General features: G+C 63.7%; 18 protein-coding genes. 3 read left to right on the forward strand and 15 right to left on the reverse strand.

Translation table 11 applies throughout. The annotated features are described in order from the left end of the window. Positions 1–52: 52 nt before the first annotated feature. The 8 genes from leuC to rplS all read right to left on the reverse strand — a co-directional run bounded on the left by leuC (position 53) and on the right by rplS (position 6,677). Positions 53–1,462 (reverse strand): 3-isopropylmalate dehydratase large subunit, encoded by a 1,410-nt coding sequence (gene leuC / locus AC04SG_RS22915; protein WP_488552906.1) that lies wholly within the window; start codon positions 1,460–1,462, stop codon positions 53–55. Positions 1,463–1,738: 276 nt separating this feature from the next. Beyond that, a complete protein-coding gene (locus AC04SG_RS22920) occupies positions 1,739–2,110 on the reverse strand; it encodes a VOC family protein (protein ID WP_488552907.1) in 372 nt (123 codons plus the stop codon). Between the two features lie 136 nt (positions 2,111–2,246). Continuing rightward, a complete protein-coding gene (locus AC04SG_RS22925) occupies positions 2,247–2,882 on the reverse strand; it encodes a class I SAM-dependent DNA methyltransferase (protein ID WP_488552908.1) in 636 nt (211 codons plus the stop codon). Positions 2,883–2,940: 58 nt separating this feature from the next. Continuing rightward, on the reverse strand, positions 2,941–3,750 hold the full coding sequence (locus tag AC04SG_RS22930; RefSeq protein WP_488552909.1) for an amino acid ABC transporter permease: 810 nt from the start codon (positions 3,748–3,750) through the stop codon (positions 2,941–2,943). A gap of 260 nt (positions 3,751–4,010) precedes the next feature. Further along, complete coding sequence (locus tag AC04SG_RS22935; RefSeq protein WP_488552910.1) at positions 4,011–4,811, reverse strand: transporter substrate-binding domain-containing protein; 801 nt, start codon at positions 4,809–4,811, stop codon at positions 4,011–4,013. A 237-nt stretch (positions 4,812–5,048) separates the two neighbouring features. Further along, positions 5,049–5,546 (reverse strand): MarR family winged helix-turn-helix transcriptional regulator, encoded by a 498-nt coding sequence (locus AC04SG_RS22940; RefSeq protein ID WP_488552911.1) that lies wholly within the window; start codon positions 5,544–5,546, stop codon positions 5,049–5,051. Next, positions 5,543–5,971, reverse strand: coding sequence for an organic hydroperoxide resistance protein (locus tag AC04SG_RS22945; protein ID WP_488552912.1), 429 nt, complete (start codon positions 5,969–5,971; stop codon positions 5,543–5,545). Before AC04SG_RS22945 ends, AC04SG_RS22940 begins: the two co-directional genes overlap by 4 nt. Before the next feature lie 154 nt (positions 5,972–6,125). Then, positions 6,126–6,677, reverse strand: a complete 552-nt coding sequence (gene rplS / locus AC04SG_RS22950) for a 50S ribosomal protein L19 (protein ID WP_142867183.1) — start codon at positions 6,675–6,677, stop codon at positions 6,126–6,128. 340 nt (positions 6,678–7,017) lie between these two features. On the opposite strand from rplS, the gene AC04SG_RS22955 reads away from it, so the two are divergent. Beyond that, a complete protein-coding gene (locus tag AC04SG_RS22955) occupies positions 7,018–7,770 on the forward strand; it encodes a sulfite exporter TauE/SafE family protein (RefSeq protein ID WP_488552947.1) in 753 nt (250 codons plus the stop codon). On the opposite strand, the gene trmD is transcribed toward AC04SG_RS22955, so the two are convergent. Both trmD and rimM read right to left on the reverse strand, forming a co-directional pair. Then, the gene (gene trmD, locus AC04SG_RS22960) at positions 7,752–8,450 is read right to left on the reverse strand and encodes a tRNA (guanosine(37)-N1)-methyltransferase TrmD (protein ID WP_488552913.1); all 699 of its coding nucleotides are present in this window, start codon (positions 8,448–8,450) and stop codon (positions 7,752–7,754) included. The genes AC04SG_RS22955 and trmD overlap by 19 nt on opposite strands. Continuing rightward, positions 8,447–9,046 carry a ribosome maturation factor RimM gene (gene rimM, locus AC04SG_RS22965; RefSeq protein ID WP_488552914.1) on the reverse strand — a complete coding sequence of 200 codons (600 nt, stop codon included), beginning with the start codon at positions 9,044–9,046 and terminating at the stop codon, positions 8,447–8,449. Before rimM ends, trmD begins: the two co-directional genes overlap by 4 nt. A 96-nt stretch (positions 9,047–9,142) precedes the next feature. Between rimM and AC04SG_RS22970 the strand changes: the two genes are divergently transcribed. Beyond that, complete coding sequence (locus AC04SG_RS22970) at positions 9,143–10,081, forward strand: tyrosine recombinase XerC (RefSeq protein WP_488552915.1); 939 nt, start codon at positions 9,143–9,145, stop codon at positions 10,079–10,081. A 62-nt stretch (positions 10,082–10,143) separates the two neighbouring features. Beyond that, positions 10,144–11,211, forward strand: a complete 1,068-nt coding sequence (locus tag AC04SG_RS22975) for a TraB/GumN family protein (protein ID WP_488552916.1) — start codon at positions 10,144–10,146, stop codon at positions 11,209–11,211. 714 nt (positions 11,212–11,925) lie between these two features. On the opposite strand, the gene lpdA is transcribed toward AC04SG_RS22975, so the two are convergent. The 5 genes from lpdA to odhB form a co-directional block, all read right to left on the reverse strand. Next, positions 11,926–13,329 (reverse strand): dihydrolipoyl dehydrogenase, encoded by a 1,404-nt coding sequence (lpdA, locus tag AC04SG_RS22980; RefSeq protein WP_488552917.1) that lies wholly within the window; start codon positions 13,327–13,329, stop codon positions 11,926–11,928. A 92-nt stretch (positions 13,330–13,421) separates the two neighbouring features. Next, complete coding sequence (locus tag AC04SG_RS22985) at positions 13,422–14,177, reverse strand: SDR family oxidoreductase (RefSeq protein WP_203280379.1); 756 nt, start codon at positions 14,175–14,177, stop codon at positions 13,422–13,424. After that, on the reverse strand, positions 14,174–14,626 hold the full coding sequence (locus tag AC04SG_RS22990) for a hypothetical protein (protein ID WP_488552948.1): 453 nt from the start codon (positions 14,624–14,626) through the stop codon (positions 14,174–14,176). The genes AC04SG_RS22985 and AC04SG_RS22990 overlap by 4 nt, the downstream gene beginning before the upstream one ends. Positions 14,627–14,691: 65 nt before the next feature. Continuing rightward, positions 14,692–15,273 (reverse strand): hypothetical protein, encoded by a 582-nt coding sequence (locus AC04SG_RS22995; protein ID WP_488552918.1) that lies wholly within the window; start codon positions 15,271–15,273, stop codon positions 14,692–14,694. Between the two features lie 10 nt (positions 15,274–15,283). Next, on the reverse strand, positions 15,284–16,576 hold the full coding sequence (gene odhB / locus AC04SG_RS23000; protein WP_488552919.1) for a 2-oxoglutarate dehydrogenase complex dihydrolipoyllysine-residue succinyltransferase: 1,293 nt from the start codon (positions 16,574–16,576) through the stop codon (positions 15,284–15,286). Between the last annotated feature and the right edge of the window lie 50 nt (positions 16,577–16,626).

The following is a 16,626-nucleotide window of genomic DNA, read 5'->3' on the forward strand; positions in this document are numbered from 1 at the left end:
AACCGCGATGGGGTCCGGGGCCTGATATGGATTATGACCTGCGCGCCGGAAACTATTTCCAGTCGCGGATGTCGACGAAATGGCCAGCGATCGCCGCCGCCGCCGCCATTGCCGGCGACACCAGATGGGTGCGGCCCTTGAAGCCCTGCCGTCCTTCGAAGTTGCGGTTCGATGTCGAGGCGCAGCGCTCATGCGGCTTCAGCCGGTCGTCGTTCATGGCGAGGCACATCGAGCAGCCCGGCTCGCGCCAGTCGAAACCGGCGGCGATGAAGATCTTGTCGAGACCTTCGGCCTCCGCCTGTTCCTTGACCAGGCCGGAGCCCGGCACGATCATCGCGTCGACATGCGCACTCACGGTCTTGCCTTCGACCACCTTGGCCACGGCGCGCAAATCCTCGATGCGGCCGTTGGTGCAGGAGCCGATGAAGACGCGGTCGAGCGTGATGTCGGTGATCTTGGTTCCAGGCGTCAGCCCCATATAGTCGAGCGCGCGGATCTTTGAGCTGCGCTTGTTCTCGTCCGTGATCTCTTCCGGATTGGGAACGACGCCCTGCACCGAAACCACATCCTCAGGCGACGAGCCCCAGGAAACGATCGGCGGCAGTTTGGCCGCGTCGAGCACGATCACCTTGTCGAAATGCGCACCCTCGTCGGACTGCAGTGTCTTCCAGTATTCGAGAGCGGCATCCCAGGCAGCGCCTTTCGGCGCGCGCGGCTTGTCCTTGACATAGGCAAAGGTGGTTTCGTCGGCCGCGATCAGGCCGGCGCGCGCGCCGCCCTCGATCGACATGTTGCAGATCGTCATGCGGCCTTCCATCGACAGCGCGCGGATCGCCTCGCCGGCATATTCGATGACATAGCCGGTGCCGCCGGCGGTGCCGATCTCGCCGATGATGGCAAGGATGATGTCCTTGGCGGTGACGCTTTCCGGCAACTGGCCGTCTACACGCACCAGCATGTTCTTGGCCTTGCGCTGGATCAGCGTCTGCGTCGCCAGCACATGCTCGACCTCCGACGTGCCGATGCCATGCGCCAGCGCGCCGAAGGCGCCATGCGTGGAGGTGTGGCTGTCGCCGCAGACGATGGTCATGCCCGGCAGCGTAAAGCCCTGCTCCGGTCCGATGATGTGGACGATGCCCTGGCGGATATCGTTCTCGGAATAATACTCGACGCCGAAATCCTTGGCGTTCTTGGCCAAGGCCTCGACCTGGATGCGGCTTTCCTCGTTCTTGATGCCGAACTTGCGCTCGGGCGAGGTCGAGACATTGTGGTCGACCACGGCCAGCGTCTTTTCCGGATGCCGAACCTTGCGGCCGCTCATGCGCAAGCCTTCGAAGGCCTGCGGGCTGGTCACCTCATGGACGAGGTGGCGATCGATGTAGAGCAGGCAGGTGCCGTCGTCCTGGCGATCGACGACATGGTCGTCGAATATCTTGTCGTAGAGGGTGCGAGGTGCGCTCATGTGCGTAAATCCGTCGATTTGAAATAGGGAAGGGCAGACGCGCCGGAGGCCTTCGGCCCGACGAAAGCGGCCTAGCTAAGTCGGCTGGTGAGCGCGCCCGAAACGCGCGCAGAAAAGCGCGACGGCAGGCGTTTTCTGTCCTGCAGCACGAAACCCTTGTAGGCCGGATCGCCAAAAAGCTCTTCCATGGCGTGGCTCATACCAATGTTTTGGCTTTTCGGCAATTGCGGCGTGTCTTCGCAGAACCTGGGTTCCTCGCCCCACGAAATGGGGAGATCACTGTCTGTCCTTCTTGAATTCGAACAGCTCAATGACGTTGCCCGATGGATCTTCAAGCAGAATAGCCCGGCCCGCACCGCCATCGCTGATGTCCCCGCGGAACGTCACGCCGGCCGCGCGCAACCGGTTGATCAGGGCATCCAGCTTCTTGGTTACGACCATGAACCTGTTCCACCCGCCTGGCTCCGGATCACCTCCGGCCTGACCACCGCTTCCCGCACCTGGAGCGCTGAGATACAGGGTAAGGTCATCGCGAAGCAGCGATGCGAACTTGCCGGGATTGTGCATTTCGACCTTGAATTCGAGATTGTCCCGGTAAAACTCTACCGCCTTGTCTACGTCGGCAACGATATAACGGACGGATGCCATTCAGACCTTCTCCCCTCGCGAGGAATTACCGGGCCGCACCATAGCCGCTTCGGCCGGGCGCAGCCCCACGCTTTCGGAACGCGCTTGCTTGCACATAGTTCCGAGCGCTGGATGCCGAAGACCAGGCTTCACTCCGCTACAGGATTTCGAACACAAAAGTCTTTACCAACGCATCCGGCTCGGCGATCGCATAGCAGCGGAACCATGGGCTTTGCTCGACCGGCCTCCATTTCTTCGCCTGCTCCAGCTCATCGAACACGGCCTGGAAACCGCCGCTTTCGAACACCTGATCGCGCACGGTGAAGACGGCGTGGCCACCCTTCCTGGTGATGCGGACGAGTTCGTGCAGGCCGGACGCCGGCGCGTGGCTGATGGTGAACACGCCGGTCGAGAAGAAGGCGCGGAAATGCCCGTCCGGCCAAGGCAGCGGGCCGCCGAGCATCGCCTTTTTCAGTTCGCTGTAGGCGTTCCGGCTGCCGGCGATCTTAAGCATGTCGTCGGAGAGGTCGAGCCCGGCAATGTCATCATAGCCCAGAGCCTTGAGCGAAGGGCCCGACAGGCCGGTGCCGCAGCCGGCGTCGAGCAGCGGGCCGTCGCCCACCGGCACATGGCGCGCCACCCAGGCGGTAATCAGAAACGGCAGCAGATAACCGAGCGAGGCGGTCTCGCTGTCATAGGTCGCCGCCCAGTCGGCATAGGCCTTGGCCAGCCCCTCCGGCGTGTCGGCCGTGTAGACGGACTCCAGCGCGGCATTGGCCTTGTCGACATTCATCGCTTGCATCCTCCCGGCACGATCCGGTCCCGATCGTAGCCCGGTCTCCGCGGGACTTCTATTCCTCCTGCGCGCGGCGCAGCCGCTGCTCCAGTGCCCTCAGCGCCAGCGACAGGCCGACGGTCAGGATGAGATAGATATAGGCGACGATCGAATAGGTCTCGAAGAAGCGGAACGAGCCGGCGGCGTAGATCTTGCCCATCTGGGTGATGTCGGCGACGCCGAGCACCGAGACGAGCGAGGAATCCTTGACCATGGCGACGAAGTCATTGCCGAGCGGCGGCAATATGGTGCGGATCGCCTGCGGGAAGACGATCAGCCGGAAACGTTGCGTGCGCGAAAGACCCAGCGCCTTGGCCGCCTCGATCTGGCCTTTCTCGACAGACTGGATGCCGGCGCGAAAGACCTCGGAGATGAAGGCGGAATAGCCGATGGTCAGCGCCATGATGGCCCGCCACAACAGCGAGACGTCGCGCACCAAAAGCTCGCCCATCAGGCCGGCATTCTGCAGCGGCACGGTCAGCGCATTCCAGGCGGCGACGAAGGCCGGCGCACCGGCAAAGGCGATCCAGAACAACAGCACCAGGATCGGCACGCCACGGATGATCTCGACATAGAAGCGGGCGATTTGCCTGAGCCATCGCGACCCAGACAACCCCATCAGCGCAATGCCGAGCCCGATGGCTGACGCCAGCGCAAAGGCGACCACGGTAACAAAGACGGTGATGCCGATGCCCTTGGCGACGGTGGCGAAGACCTGAGCGTAGAGATCGCTGGTGGCAATGTAGAGCGCGGCGATCACCGCGAGAACGATCGCGGCGGCAAGCCACCAGGGGAAATCGGATTTGGGGGTGGAGACGGGGGACATCAGTCCCCAACGCTGGCGAACGGCTGCCTTCGCAAGATCTGCTGATCTCCCCCCTTGCGGGGGAGATGTCCGGCAGGACAGAGGGGGGTGCTGTCCCTCCAGCCTGTCAACCGATCACGGTCGCGGCCCTTGGCCAGGTTCTCTTTGGAGAAGCTCAAAATAAAGGGGGAGCGATCCTGCACACCCCCCTCTGCCCTGCCGGGCATCTCCCCCGCAAGGGGGGAGATTGGCATCTTTACCGGCCGTAGCGCCAAGATGGGCTACTGCCCCATCTTGTAGTCAAGAAACCACTTCTTGTTCAGCGCTTCCAGCGTGCCGTCGGCCTTGAGCGCAGCGATCGCGGCGTTGACTGGCTTCACCAAGTCCGAGCCTTTCGGGAAGATGAAGCCGAAATCCTCGGTGCCGAGCGGTCCGCCGATCAGCTTGAGCTTGCCGCCGGAGGCATCGACATAGCCCTTGCCGGCGGTGCCGTCGGTCAGCACGACATCGACATCGCCCGACTTCAGCGCCTGCACCGAAGCGCCGAAGGTCTCGAACTGCTTGATGCGCGGGTTCTGCTCATTGCCGTCGAGCACGCTGTAGACGGCGGTGTAGAACGGCGTGGTGCCGGCCTGTGCGCCGATCAGCCCGTCCTTGAAGTCGGCGAAGGTCTTGGCGTCGGTAAAGCGGCTTTCGTCGCCGCGCACCAGCATGAATTGTTCCGAACGCATATAGGGGTCGGAGAAATCGACCTTCTCCTTGCGGTCGTCCTTGATGGTGATGCCGGTCATGCCGATGTTGTACTGGTTGTCGGAAACCGCCTGGATCATCGCATCCCAGGAGGTGTTCTGGTACTCGACCTTGAAGTTCAGCCGCTTGGCGATCTCGTCCATCGCGTCATATTCCCAGCCGATCTGCTTGCCGGTCTTGGGGTCGATGAACTGCAGCGGCGGATAGGCGTTTTCCGTCACCACCACCACCTTCTTGCCGCCGAGGTCGGGCAACGCATCGGCCGCCCATGCAGCAACGGGCGCGAGGAAACAGGCCGCGAGGGCGGCCAGCAGCAGTTTCGATTTGGTCATGATACACTCCAGGATGAGAGGCCCGCTTGCAGCCGGGCTCACATGAAAATCCAGGCGCGACTTTAGCCGTCCGTAGACGGCTTGCAAGCCGGTCCGGTGCTCAGCGTCCGGTGAAAGTGGATTCCAATGCCTTCAACCGGCGCGGTTTTAGAACGCTTCGCGGTCGGCATTTCTTTCGTGACCCGCTATGGCTAACTAGGCCGCTTTCGAGCACAAGGGAAACCGTCAAACGACGGGTCAGGATGCTGACGCCGCGTCACGCAATTTTGCGACAAACCCGGTCAAGGTCCGGTGCAGCGACCTCAGCTCCTCGACTTCCAGCGGCATGGCGCAGGCAAGGCCGGCGGATACATCCTTGATGCGTGCGCGCAGCGCCTGGCCCTTTGCGGTCGGTTCGACCAGCACGCGGCGCTCGTCGACTGGGTCGCGTCGGCGGGTGACCAGGCCACCCACCTCAAGCCGCTTGAGCAGCGGCGTCAGCGTCGCCGAATCCAGCCCCAGCGCCTCGCCGAGCTCGCCGACCGTGCTCGGCGCATGCTGCCACAGCGCCAGCATCGCCAGATATTGCGGATAGGTGAGGCCGAGCGGGTCGAGCAGGGGTCGGTAAAGTTTGGTCATCAGCCCGCTCGCGGAATAGAGCGCGAAGCAGAGCTGCTGGTCCAGGCGCGGAACAGCGATCGTCCCGGCGGTATCCGCCGGGACTTCACTTGCTCTGGTTTCGGTCTTCGTCGTCATGCTGCCTTTGCCGGAAGCGCCACTGTCGAAAGCGCCACCTCGACATTGCCCTTGATCGCGTTCGAATAGGGGCAGATCTTGTGCGCTTCCGATACAAGCGCTTCCGCGGCCTCCTGATCAAGGCCCTTCGTCTCGGCGGCGAGCGCGACACCGAGCTTGAAGCCTTCGCCGTTGGGAAGCAGGCTGACGGTCGAGGTCACCGACGCATCGGTCAGCGGCAGCTTTTGCTTGCGCGCGACGAAGCGGATGGCGCTTTCGAAGCAGGCGGCATAGCCGACCGCGAACAGCTGCTCGGGATTGGTGGCGCCACCCTGTCCACCGAGTTCCCTCGGCAAAGCCAGGTCGACCTTGAGCAGGCCGTCGCTGGTTTCGCCATGGCCGGCGCGGCCGCCGGTGACGCGAGCCTGTGTGGTGTAGAGTGCCATTTCAGTTCTCCAATTAATTTGTGTACGATTATTTAGTACACAATATAATGTATGGTCAACAGCCAAGCCCAATTTCTCGGCCGACAATCGTTCACAGTCTGGTGAACGAAAAAAGGCGGCCGAAGCCGCCTTTCCAAAATCCTTGGTCGAGATCTTATTCGGCCGGGGTGGCTTCCGCAGCGGCCTTGGCTGCCGCTTCAGCCTCGTCGGCGGCCTTCTTCTCGGCGGCTTCCTTGGCGGCCGTCTCTGCGGCCAGCGCCTGGGCGGCGGCGACCTTCTCGGCTTCGATGCGGGCCTTCTCGGCGTTCAGCGCATCGCGCTCCTCATCGTTGAGCTTGCGGGCGCGCACGCCGGTGTTTTCCGAAATACGGGCGGACTTGCCGCGACGGTCGCGCAGATAATAGAGCTTGGCGCGGCGCACCTTGCCGCGGCGCACGATCTCGACGCCCTCGACCATCGGCGAGAAGACCGGGAAAACGCGCTCGACGCCTTCGCCGTAGGAAATCTTGCGGACGGTGAAGTTTTCCTGGAAGCCGGCGCCGGAGCGGGCGATGACGACGCCCTCATAGGCCTGGACGCGGGTGCGGGTGCCTTCGGTCACGCGGACCTGGACGCGCACGGTGTCGCCGGGCTGGAATTCGGGAAGCTTGCGCTTGGCTTCGATCTTGGCGGCCTGTTCGGCCTCGAGCTGACGGATGATATCCATCTCAATAGTCCACTTCTTGTTCTTCCGACAGTCAGAGCGTCCGACACTCGCCTTGCAGTTCCATCGACCGCTCGGCTATGCCCTTTGTCTCCGAGACATCTGTCTTCTGGACATCGGGCAGGGGCGACTACACCGTCATTGTTGACGGGTCTGGGAGATTTTCTCGCCAGTACGGGCGGGCACATACAGCTATTTCACTCACTTGTCACGCCTTGGCCCTGTCTTTTTTGGTCGCATGCCACCACGCAATCGTCCAGTGCAGGGTTGCGCCTGCCCTCCAAGCTTCCTAAGCCGGACGACGCATACTTGTCCGGCGCCCACTCTCATGACGATTTTCGACATGTCCGTTCTCGACGCGGCCCTGCTGTTTGCGGCAGGCTTTCTGTCGGGCGCATGCAACGCGGTCGCCGGCGGCGGCACGTTCATCACCTTCGGCGCCATGTCGCTGGTCGGCGTACCGCCGATCGTCGCCAACGCCACCTCCTCGGTGACCCAGTTTCCGGGCTACATCACCTCGACGCTCGCCTACTGGACCGACATCGAGCATTTCTGGCGCGGCGCGCTGCTGCTCTGCCTGATTTCGGCCGCTGGCGCACTGGCCGGTGCCTTCATCCTGCTGGCGCTGTCCAACTCGTCCTTCCGCGTCATGGTGCCGTGGCTGTTGCTGGCCGCCACCGCGCTGTTCGCAGCCGGACCGTGGCTGAAGCCGGCGCCCAAGCCGGGACACGAGGCCGCGGTCGGCTCGCTCGCCGGGTCGCTGGCGCAGTTCCTCACCGCGGTCTATGGCGGCTTCTTCGGCGCCGGCATGGGCGTGATGATGCTGGCGACGCTCGGCCTGACACAGGCCGGCGACTACCACCGGCTGAATGCGCTGAAGAACATGCTTGCCGTGGTTATCGCGGCGGTAGCGATCATCGTCTTCGTCTCCGGCGGCGTCGTCGCCTGGCCGCAAGCGATCGTCATGATCCCCGGGGGCGCGCTCGGCGGCTATGCCGGTGTCTGGATCGCCAAGCGCGTGCCGCAAAACGCAGTACGCGGCTTCGTCATCGCCGTCGGCCTGTTTCTGGCGTTTTATTATTTTGCCAAGGGCTGAGCGGCGAGCAAATCCGGTCGCCGATCCCTGGTCAGCTTCTCGGATTCCGCGCGGCGCCAGGCGGCGATCTTCTTGTGATTGCCTGACGTCAGCACGTCGGGGATCGGCCTGCCCTCGAATTCCTGTGGCCGCGTGTAGTGCGGATGTTCGAGCAGGCCGTTCTCAAAACTTTCCTCTTCGCCTGACACCGCATTGCCCATCACGCCGGGCAACAGCCGCACCACGGCGTCGAGCAGCACAAGCGCGGCCGGCTCGCCGCCGGAGAGGATGAAGTCGCCGATGGAGACCTCCTCCAGGTTCCGCGCCTCGATCAGCCGCTGGTCGACGCCTTCGAACCGGCCGCAGACGATGACGGCGCCCGGCCCGGACGCAAGCTCGCGCACGCGCGCCTGCGTCAGCGGTCTGCCGCGCGGGCTCATCAGCAGTTTTGGCCGCGGATCGCCCTCTGGCGCCGTGTGGTCGATCGCCTTGGCCAGCACATCGGCGCGCATCACCATACCGGCGCCGCCGCCGGCCGGTGTATCGTCCACCGTGTGGTGGCGGTCCTCAGCAAAGTCGCGGATATGGACCGCTTCCAGTGACCACGTACCTGCCTCCAGCGCCCGCCCGGCCAGCGACAGGCCGAGCGGACCCGGAAACATCTCGGGATAGAGCGTCAGCACCGATGCCTTGAACGTCACCGGTTGCCTCCGGCGTCCTTGGGCCCGCGCGGCCGGCCCTTCGCGTCGAAGCCCTCCTCCCGCGGCGTCTCGCCATCCTCGTCCTCGATCAGACCGGCGGCGGCCGGATCGACGCGGACAAACCCCTCGGCGACCGCCACCTGCGGCACGGCGGCCTGGGTGAACGGGATCAGCACGCCTTTGCGCCCGCCGAGTGTGACGTCGAGAATGTCGCCACCGCCGAAATTGTGCACGGCGACCACCTTGCCGATGACCGCGTCCTTATCGTCGCGGACCTCGAGCCCGACGAGATCGGCGTGGTAGAATTCGTCCTCCTCGCCATCGTCCGGCAGCATCGAGCGGTCGACGAACAGCTCCGTGCCAGCCAGCGCCTCGGCGGCGTTGCGGTCGGCAATGCCCTTGAAGCGCACCACGACGACGGTGTTGGCGGGCCGAATGTCGATGATCTGGAAGGCGCGGCCGTCCTTGGCATAGAGCGGCCCATAATCGGCCAGTGCCAGCGGCTCGCCGGTGAAGGTTTTGACCCTGAGTTCGCCCTTGATGCCGTGGGCGGCGCCGATCACGGCCATCTGGACGGGGTTCTGGGGCTTGCTCATGGCTGATGTCCTTTGCCCTGCTCTAACGCCCTCCCGTGGCCATTTCAATGACAGCTTCTTCACCGCTTCCTAACCCGGCTGCCTGACAATGGCCGCATGCAGGAATTTCTCATCCCGGCAAAACCCGACCTCCAGGCGGCGCGCGAGAGCTGGCTGAAGATGCTGGCGCGCGAACGCCGGCTGTCGCCGGCGACGGTCGAAGCCTACGAGCGGGATACGCGCCAGTTCCTGCATTTCCTGACGGGACATTGCGGCGGCTCGCCCGGCATTGCCGACATTGCCACTTTGCGTCCGGCCGATCTGCGCGGCTTTCTTGCCGCGCGGCGCAACGCCGGCGCCGGCGCCCGTACGCTTGGCCGGGGTCTTGCCGGCATCCGTTCGCTGCTGCGTTTCCTCGAGCGGCGTGGCCTCGCCAACGCAGCGGGAGCAGCAGCGCTGCGTGCCCCGCGCCAGCCGAAATCGCTGCCCAAGCCACTCACCGCCAGCGACGCCAAACATGTCGTCTCGGTGGAAGGCCAATTGGCGGAGGAGCCCTGGATCGCCGCCCGCAACACCGCCGTGCTGACGCTGCTCTACGGTTCGGGCCTGCGCATTTCCGAAGCGCTTGGCCTCAGTGCCGCCGACCTGGCCTCGGAAGCCGACACCGTGCTGCGCGTCACCGGCAAGGGCGGCAAGACGCGGCTGGTGCCGGTGCTGCCGGTGGCGCTGCGCGCCATCGCCGAATACCGCAAACTGTGCCCCTACCACCTCGACCCCAAGGGCCTGCTGTTTCGTGGCGCTCGCGGCGGACCGCTCAATCCGGCCATCGTCCAGCGCGACATGGCCAAACTGCGCTCGGCGCTCAACCTGCCGGATACCGCCACCCCGCACGCCTTGCGCCACTCCTTCGCCACCCATCTGCTTGGCCGCGGCGGTGACTTGCGCACCATTCAGGAGCTTCTCGGCCATGCCAGCCTGTCGACGACGCAGGTCTATACCGGCGTCGACACCGCAAGACTGCTCGAAATCTATGAGTCCGCCCACCCAAGGGCGTGAACTCTTCAAATTTGCGCCGCCGATTAACCGTTTCGCCGCTTTTCGGTCCTAGAAAAGCGATCATGAAACGCGTCATCGCCATCGCCGACCGCGCGGCCCTTGCGTCGCTGAAGCTGCTTGTCGCGCTCAACGCGCTGTTTTTCCTGTCTTTTCTCATCGTGCTGCTGCTCGCCGCCGGTAAGGCGCATGCCGACGTCCCGGTCTGCACCGGCGCTGATCTGCTGTCGGCCCTGCAGAAGGACGACCCCACCACCTATGCCAGGATCGAGGCGCAAGCGACGGCGACGCTGAACGGCAAGGGCCTATTGTGGAAGCTGGAAAAATCAGGCGAAAAGCCATCCTTCCTGTTCGGCACCATGCACATGACCGACCCGCGCGTGACCGCGCTGCCGCCGGCCGCCAAGCGGGCCTACGACGCCGCCGGCACCATCATCATCGAAACCACCGACGTGCTCGACAAGCAGAAGATGATGGAGGCCATGCTCAAGGAGCCCGAGCTGATGATGTTCACCGACAGCACGACGCTGTCGTCGCTGTTGTCGCCGGAGGATGCGGCGGTGGTGAACAAGGGGCTCGATGCGCGCGGCATTCCGCCGGCGAGCGTCTCCAAGATGAAGCCGTGGCTGCTGTCGGCCATGGTCGCGCTGCCGGTCTGCGAGGTCGCCCGCCAGGCGGGCGGCGCGCCGGTTCTCGACGTCAAGCTGGCTGAGGACGCCAAGGCTAATGGAAAGTCGGTGGAAGGGTTGGAAACCGCCGCCGGCCAGCTCCGCGCCATGGCTTCGCTGCCGATCGCCTTTCACATCAAGGGGCTGGTTGAAACCTTGAAGCTCGGCGACAAGATAAACGACATCAACGAGACCATGATCGTGCTCTACCAGCGCGGCGACACCGGCACGTTCTGGCCACTCCTGCGGTCAATGTCCCCAGGCGAAGGGGACGACGCTGCAGGGTACGCCGCCTTCGAGCAGGCCATGATCACCGACCGCAACAAGGTGATGGTCGACCATGCCCAGCCGATCCTGGCCAAGGGCAACGCCTTCATGGCGGTCGGCGCCCTGCATCTTCCCGGCCCCGAAGGCCTGGTGGAGGATTTTCGCAAAGCCGGCTATACTGTCACTGCCGTCGACTGATCTGCGCGGCTCCTTGCCTGCCGAATCACGCAAGGCTCGGTTGTGTCTGGGTCCGCAGCTGATTCGCGGTCCGAAGACCAGTTGGCCCTATTCTTGGCGAAAAAGTACAGGTAAGCTCAGTTTTGCTCACTCGCGATTGATTTTGCGGGGGAAATACAGGCCACCGACCGGTTGCAAATCAGAATTTTCCTGCGTTCGGCGATTTCCAGGCCTAGTATGAAACCCGTTCAACGGTTGCGCGTTGATGGGTGTTGTTTGATGCTTTTCATCCACGGAGGACACTTTTATGTCGAACCCTAACGACCCGGGCCCGGCGCCCAAATCGGGCGGTGGCAGCGGCTGGCTGATTGCGCTGGTCGTCGTCATCCTTGCGATTGTCGCGTACTATGTTTTTGGAAGAAGCGGCGAGCATCCGGCACCCGCCGAGCCGCCGGCAGCCAGCACACCGGCACCTGCGCCTGCACCGGCTGAGCCGATGAAGCCCGCCGAACCGGCTCCCGCGCCAGCCCCGGCGCCCGCACCTGCGCCTGAGCCCGCTCCGGCACCAGCCCCGGCTCCCGCGCCTGCTCCGGCTCCCGCACCGGCCCAGTAATCAGGCCACTGAATTGAATAACGAACGGCCCGCTGCGAAGCGGGCCGTTTTGTTTTGGGGCCTGTTATTGGCGAGGGTAGCGATCCTTCACCGCCGACGTGCCGCAAACTTCCCTGTCGAAATCAGATATGGATCGGCTTGAAGAACGTGGCCAGCGCCGCTTCCTTGACCGCTTCCGACATTGTCGGGTGCGCGTGGCAGGTGCGGGCGAGGTCTTCGGACGAGCCGCCGAACTCCATCAGTACCGCAGCCTCATGGATCATCTCGCCGGCGCCGAAGCCGACAATGTGGACGCCGAGCACGCGGTCACTGACCTTGTCGGCGAGGATCTTCACGAAGCCGTCGGTGTGCAGCATGGCGCGCGCGCGGCCGTTGGCGGTGAACGGGAATTTGCCGATCTTGTAATCGATGCCGGCCTTCTTCAGCTCCTCCTCGGTCTTGCCGACCGAAGCGATTTCCGGGCTGGTGTAGACGACGCTCGGGATGACGTCGTAGTTCACATGACCGGCCTGGCCGGCAATGGTCTCGGCCACCGCCACGCCTTCGTCCTCGGCCTTGTGCGCCAGCATCGGTCCGGCGATGACATCGCCAATGGCGTAGATGCCGGCCACATTGGTCCGCAGATGGCCATCAGTCTTGACCCGGCCGCGCTCATCGACCTCGACGCCGGCCTCCTTCAGCCCGAGACTGTCGGAATAGGCCCGGCGTCCGGTCGAGATCAGCACCGCATCGGCCTCGATGGTCTCGGCCGCACCGCCGTTGACCGGCTCGAAGGTAACCGTCGCACCCTTCTTGACCTTGGTCACGCCTGTCACCTTGGCACCGAGCTTGAACTCGAACCCTTGTTTGGACAGCAGGCGCTGGAACTGCTTGGACACCTCACCGTCCATGCCGCCCAGGATGGTGTCAAGGAACTCGACCACAGTGACCTTGGCGCCGAGCCGCGCCCAGACCGAGCCGAGCTCCAGCCCGATGACGCCGCCGCCGACCACCACCAGATGGCCAGGCACTTTCTCCAGCGACAGCGCGCCGGTCGACGACAGGATCACCTTCTCGTCGATGTCGACCTTGACGCCGGGAATGCCGGCGACATCCGAGCCAGTGGCAATGACGACGTTTTTCGTCTCGATCTCCTCGACCTTGCCGTCCTCAGCCGTCACCGAGACCTTGCCAGCGGCGACCACCTTGCCGGTGCCGCGGAAGGAGTCGATCTTGTTCTTCTTGAACAGGAAGGCGACGCCGTTGACGTTGGCCGAAACGGTCGCATCCTTGTGCGCCATCATCTTCTTCAGATTAAGCTTTGGCGTTACCTCGACGCCGAGCGTGTCGAAGGAATGGCTTGCCTCGGCGAAGATCTCGGAAGCATGCAGCAGCGCCTTGGACGGGATGCAGCCGATGTTGAGGCAGGTGCCGCCGAAGGTGGCGTTCTTCTCGACCACCGCGACCTTCAGCCCGAGCTGCGCCGCCTTGATGGCGCAGACATAGCCGCCCGGTCCCGACCCGATGATAACGACGTCATAAGCCATGATGGGTTGTCCTTCTTGCCTAGAGCATGATGCCGAAAAGTGTGAAGCGGTTTTCGGAGACCATCATGCTCTATCCCTTTGATTTGTGGCCTTCAGCGGCCGCCGCTCACATTCAGGATCGCGCCCGTCGTATAGGACGCTTCATCCGACAAAAGATAGAGAACCGCATGCGCGACTTCATTCGCCGTGCCGGCGCGTTTCATCGGCAGCATGTCGCGGAACCGCTCGACCCGGTCCGGCTGGCCGCCGGAGGCGTGGATCTCGGTGTCGATGATGCCTGGCCGGATCGCATTGACACGCACGCCTTCAGTCGCGACTTCGCGCGCCAGCCCGAGCGTGAAGGTGTCGATCGCCGCCTTGGACGCGGCATAGTCGACATATTCGCCGGGCGAGCCGTGTATCGACGCCGCCGACGAAATGTTGACGATGGCGCCGCCCTGGCCGCCATTCTTGCTCGACATGCGCCTGACCGCTTCGCGGGCGCACAGAAACGAGCCGATGACATTGATGCGCATCATGCGCTCCAGCCGCGCCAGGCTCATCTCGTCGACACGCGCCTTGACGTCGACGACGCCGGCATTGTTGACGAGGCCATCGAGCCTGCCGAAGCGGTGGTCGACCGCCTCGAACATTGCCACGATGTCGCCTTCGTTGCCGACGTCACCCTTGACCGCAAAGGCGTCACCGCCCATCGCCTCGACTTCGGCAACCAGCGCCTTGGCGGCGGCCTCGTTCGCGGCATAGTTGACCGCGACGCGGTAGCCGGCCTTCGCCGCAAGCCGGCAGGTGGCCGCACCAATGCCGCGGCTGCCGCCGGTGACCAGAAGCACCTTTTTAGCCGCGCTCATTCCTGGCAGCCTTTCAGCAAAAACACGTCCCACGGCAGTTTCGAGAAACCGTTGACGCCGAAGGCCGACGACATTTGCAGCGATGGTCCGAGATCGGGAAAAATCAGGCTCTGCGGCGCGTCCGTGCCCTCCGCCGCCAACAGGGCGATGTTGCCCTTGTCGTCGGCGCTGTAGACGACGCCCTGCCACACCGTGCAGGCGGCGAGCTCGTCACCGGTGACGTCGCCGGTCGGGCATTTGTACATCAGCGAGCCGTGCGGCCGCGAAACACCTGATGTCCACATGACGATGCCGTCGAGCACGACGCCCTTGTCGAGCACCATCTTGAAGGAGTTGGTGACGGTGGCCGCATCCATCGTCGGCCGAAAATCGATGCCGGCCTCGCTCTCGGCCTCGCCATAGACGGCGAGCGCCAGCGGGCAGGCCGGATAGGCGGCCGCCGGGATCATTGCCACGCCGACCGCTATCGATGCGGTCGACAGGCTTTCGGACAAGAAAGAACGGATTGTCACTGCTATCCGCCTTGAACAGCTTGATCGAGGATGAAGACGGTCGAAAGAAAATAGTCTATCTCGAATGCAACGTTTTCGTTCCTGTCGACCGGAATCGCGTTCGCCTCGTATTTGAGGGTCAAGATGCGAGAACTCTCCGCCAGCTCAACATAGACGTCGCGTTCGCGGCCACCGCCGATTGCCCACTTGAATTCGCTCTTGTTCAGGAACTGCAGTGCCTTGGGCAAGGTATGTATGGCTATCGGCTTGGTGCCTGCAAAAGTCACGGGATGCCGGCCAACATCGACGTCCAGATGGCCATGCCAAGTCGCCATCATTCCACCCGGTTGCATCCTTCCGAAAACAGGCTCGATGCTGATCGAACGCAAGCGAAAATCGGGGCTGAAGAAGAATTCGCAATTCGTGCCATATATGCACCAAGCGGATCCGGTATCCCCGTGGCGAAAATGATTGTCCGCCCGCACATCCTCCGGATCGATCAAGCCTCGAATCGTTTCACGGCTGCTTTTGCCAAGCTCGACAGGCCCCGCCCGGCCTGTCGCAACAAGCTCGAACAGATCGATTGGCTCGGCAGTTTCAGCCACCGAACCGATCCTAGAGGTCGAGCACCAGCCGTTCCGGATCTTCCAGGCTGTCCTTGACGCGGACCAGGAAGGTCACCGCTTCCTTGCCGTCGACGATGCGGTGATCGTAGGAGAGCGCCAGATACATCATCGGCCGGATCACGATCTGGCCGCCGACCACGACGGGCCGGTCCTGGATCTTGTGCATGCCCAGAATGCCCGACTGCGGCGCATTGAGGATCGGCGTCGACATTAGCGAGCCGTAAACGCCGCCATTGGAGATCGTGAATGTCCCGCCCTGCATGTCGGCGACCGACAGCTTGCCGTCACGCGCGGCAATGCCCAGCCGGCCGATGTCCTTTTCGATCTCGGCGATCGACATCTGATCGGCATTGCGCACCACCGGCACGACGAGGCCCTTTTCGGTGCCGACGGCAACGCCGATATGGGCATAGTTCTTGAAGATGATGTCGGTGCCGTCGATCTCGGCATTGACCGAGGGGATCTCCTTCAAGGCATGGGTGACCGCCTTGGTGAAGAAGCCCATGAAGCCGAGCTTCACGCCATGCTTCTTCTCGAAGATGTCCTTGTACTTGGTCCTGAGGGCCATCACCGCTGACATGTCGACCTCGTTGAAGGTGGTCAGCATGGCGGCGGTCGACTGCGCTTCCTTCAGCCGGCGCGCGATGGTCTGGCGCAGCTTGGTCATGCGCACGCGTTCTTCACGCGAGGCATCGTCACCGGAGGACGGCGCGCGCACCACGACGGGCGCCGGTGCGGCTCTCGGCGTTTCGGCCGGCTGCGACGGCGCGCCCCGGGCGATGGCGTCGAGCACATCACCCTTCAGCACCTGGCCGCGCTTGCCCGAGCCGGACACCTGATCGACCGACAGATTGGCCTCGGCGATCAGCTTTGCGGCAGCCGGGGCCGGCGGCATAGAGCGCGGCTCGACCGCGCCGGCATCACCGGCGATCTTGGCAGTCTCGGCCGCGGCCTGCTTGGTGGTATGGGCCGCGTCGGGGCTCGACGCTTGCGAGACGGCTTGCGGCTTGGCCTCCTGCTTGTTTGCAGGTGCGGCGGCGGCTCCGCCGGCCGAGATCGACCCCAGCAGCGCGCCGACGCCGACGGTCTCACCTTCCTTGGCGGTGATCTCGCCCAGCGTGCCGGCAGCAGCGGCGGGCACTTCCACTGTCACCTTGTCGGTTTCGAGCTCGACCAGCGGCTCGTCGACGGCAATGGCATCGCCGACCTTCTTGAACCATTTGCCGATGGTCGCCTCGGTGACGGATTCGCCGAGAGTGGGAACGCGGATTTCGGTAGCCATTGTGCCTGTCCGTTTCTTCTCTGTCTGTTCTGTGTGCCGAATTCTATTCG

It is taken from the genome of Mesorhizobium sp. CNPSo 4684, from assembly GCF_057784315.1.

What these genes read in the sequence shown, in the direction of transcription:
- leuC (WP_488552906.1), bottom strand. Translation starts at nt 1,462, where the DNA reads ATGAGCGCACCTCGCACCCTCTACGACAAGATATTCGACGACCATGTC.
- AC04SG_RS22920 (WP_488552907.1), bottom strand. Translation starts at nt 2,110, where the DNA reads ATGGCATCCGTCCGTTATATCGTTGCCGACGTAGACAAGGCGGTAGAG.
- AC04SG_RS22925 (WP_488552908.1), bottom strand. Translation starts at nt 2,882, where the DNA reads ATGAATGTCGACAAGGCCAATGCCGCGCTGGAGTCCGTCTACACGGCC.
- AC04SG_RS22930 (WP_488552909.1), bottom strand. Translation starts at nt 3,750, where the DNA reads ATGTCCCCCGTCTCCACCCCCAAATCCGATTTCCCCTGGTGGCTTGCC.
- AC04SG_RS22935 (WP_488552910.1), bottom strand. Translation starts at nt 4,811, where the DNA reads ATGACCAAATCGAAACTGCTGCTGGCCGCCCTCGCGGCCTGTTTCCTC.
- AC04SG_RS22940 (WP_488552911.1), bottom strand. Translation starts at nt 5,546, where the DNA reads ATGACGACGAAGACCGAAACCAGAGCAAGTGAAGTCCCGGCGGATACC.
- AC04SG_RS22945 (WP_488552912.1), bottom strand. Translation starts at nt 5,971, where the DNA reads ATGGCACTCTACACCACACAGGCTCGCGTCACCGGCGGCCGCGCCGGC.
- rplS (WP_142867183.1), bottom strand. Translation starts at nt 6,677, where the DNA reads ATGGATATCATCCGTCAGCTCGAGGCCGAACAGGCCGCCAAGATCGAA.
- AC04SG_RS22955 (WP_488552947.1), top strand. Translation starts at nt 7,018, where the DNA reads ATGTCCGTTCTCGACGCGGCCCTGCTGTTTGCGGCAGGCTTTCTGTCG.
- rimM (WP_488552914.1), bottom strand. Translation starts at nt 9,046, where the DNA reads ATGAGCAAGCCCCAGAACCCCGTCCAGATGGCCGTGATCGGCGCCGCC.
- AC04SG_RS22970 (WP_488552915.1), top strand. Translation starts at nt 9,143, where the DNA reads ATGCAGGAATTTCTCATCCCGGCAAAACCCGACCTCCAGGCGGCGCGC.
- AC04SG_RS22975 (WP_488552916.1), top strand. Translation starts at nt 10,144, where the DNA reads ATGAAACGCGTCATCGCCATCGCCGACCGCGCGGCCCTTGCGTCGCTG.
- lpdA (WP_488552917.1), bottom strand. Translation starts at nt 13,329, where the DNA reads ATGGCTTATGACGTCGTTATCATCGGGTCGGGACCGGGCGGCTATGTC.
- AC04SG_RS22985 (WP_203280379.1), bottom strand. Translation starts at nt 14,177, where the DNA reads ATGAGCGCGGCTAAAAAGGTGCTTCTGGTCACCGGCGGCAGCCGCGGC.
- AC04SG_RS22990 (WP_488552948.1), bottom strand. Translation starts at nt 14,626, where the DNA reads ATGATCCCGGCGGCCGCCTATCCGGCCTGCCCGCTGGCGCTCGCCGTC.
- odhB (WP_488552919.1), bottom strand. Translation starts at nt 16,576, where the DNA reads ATGGCTACCGAAATCCGCGTTCCCACTCTCGGCGAATCCGTCACCGAG.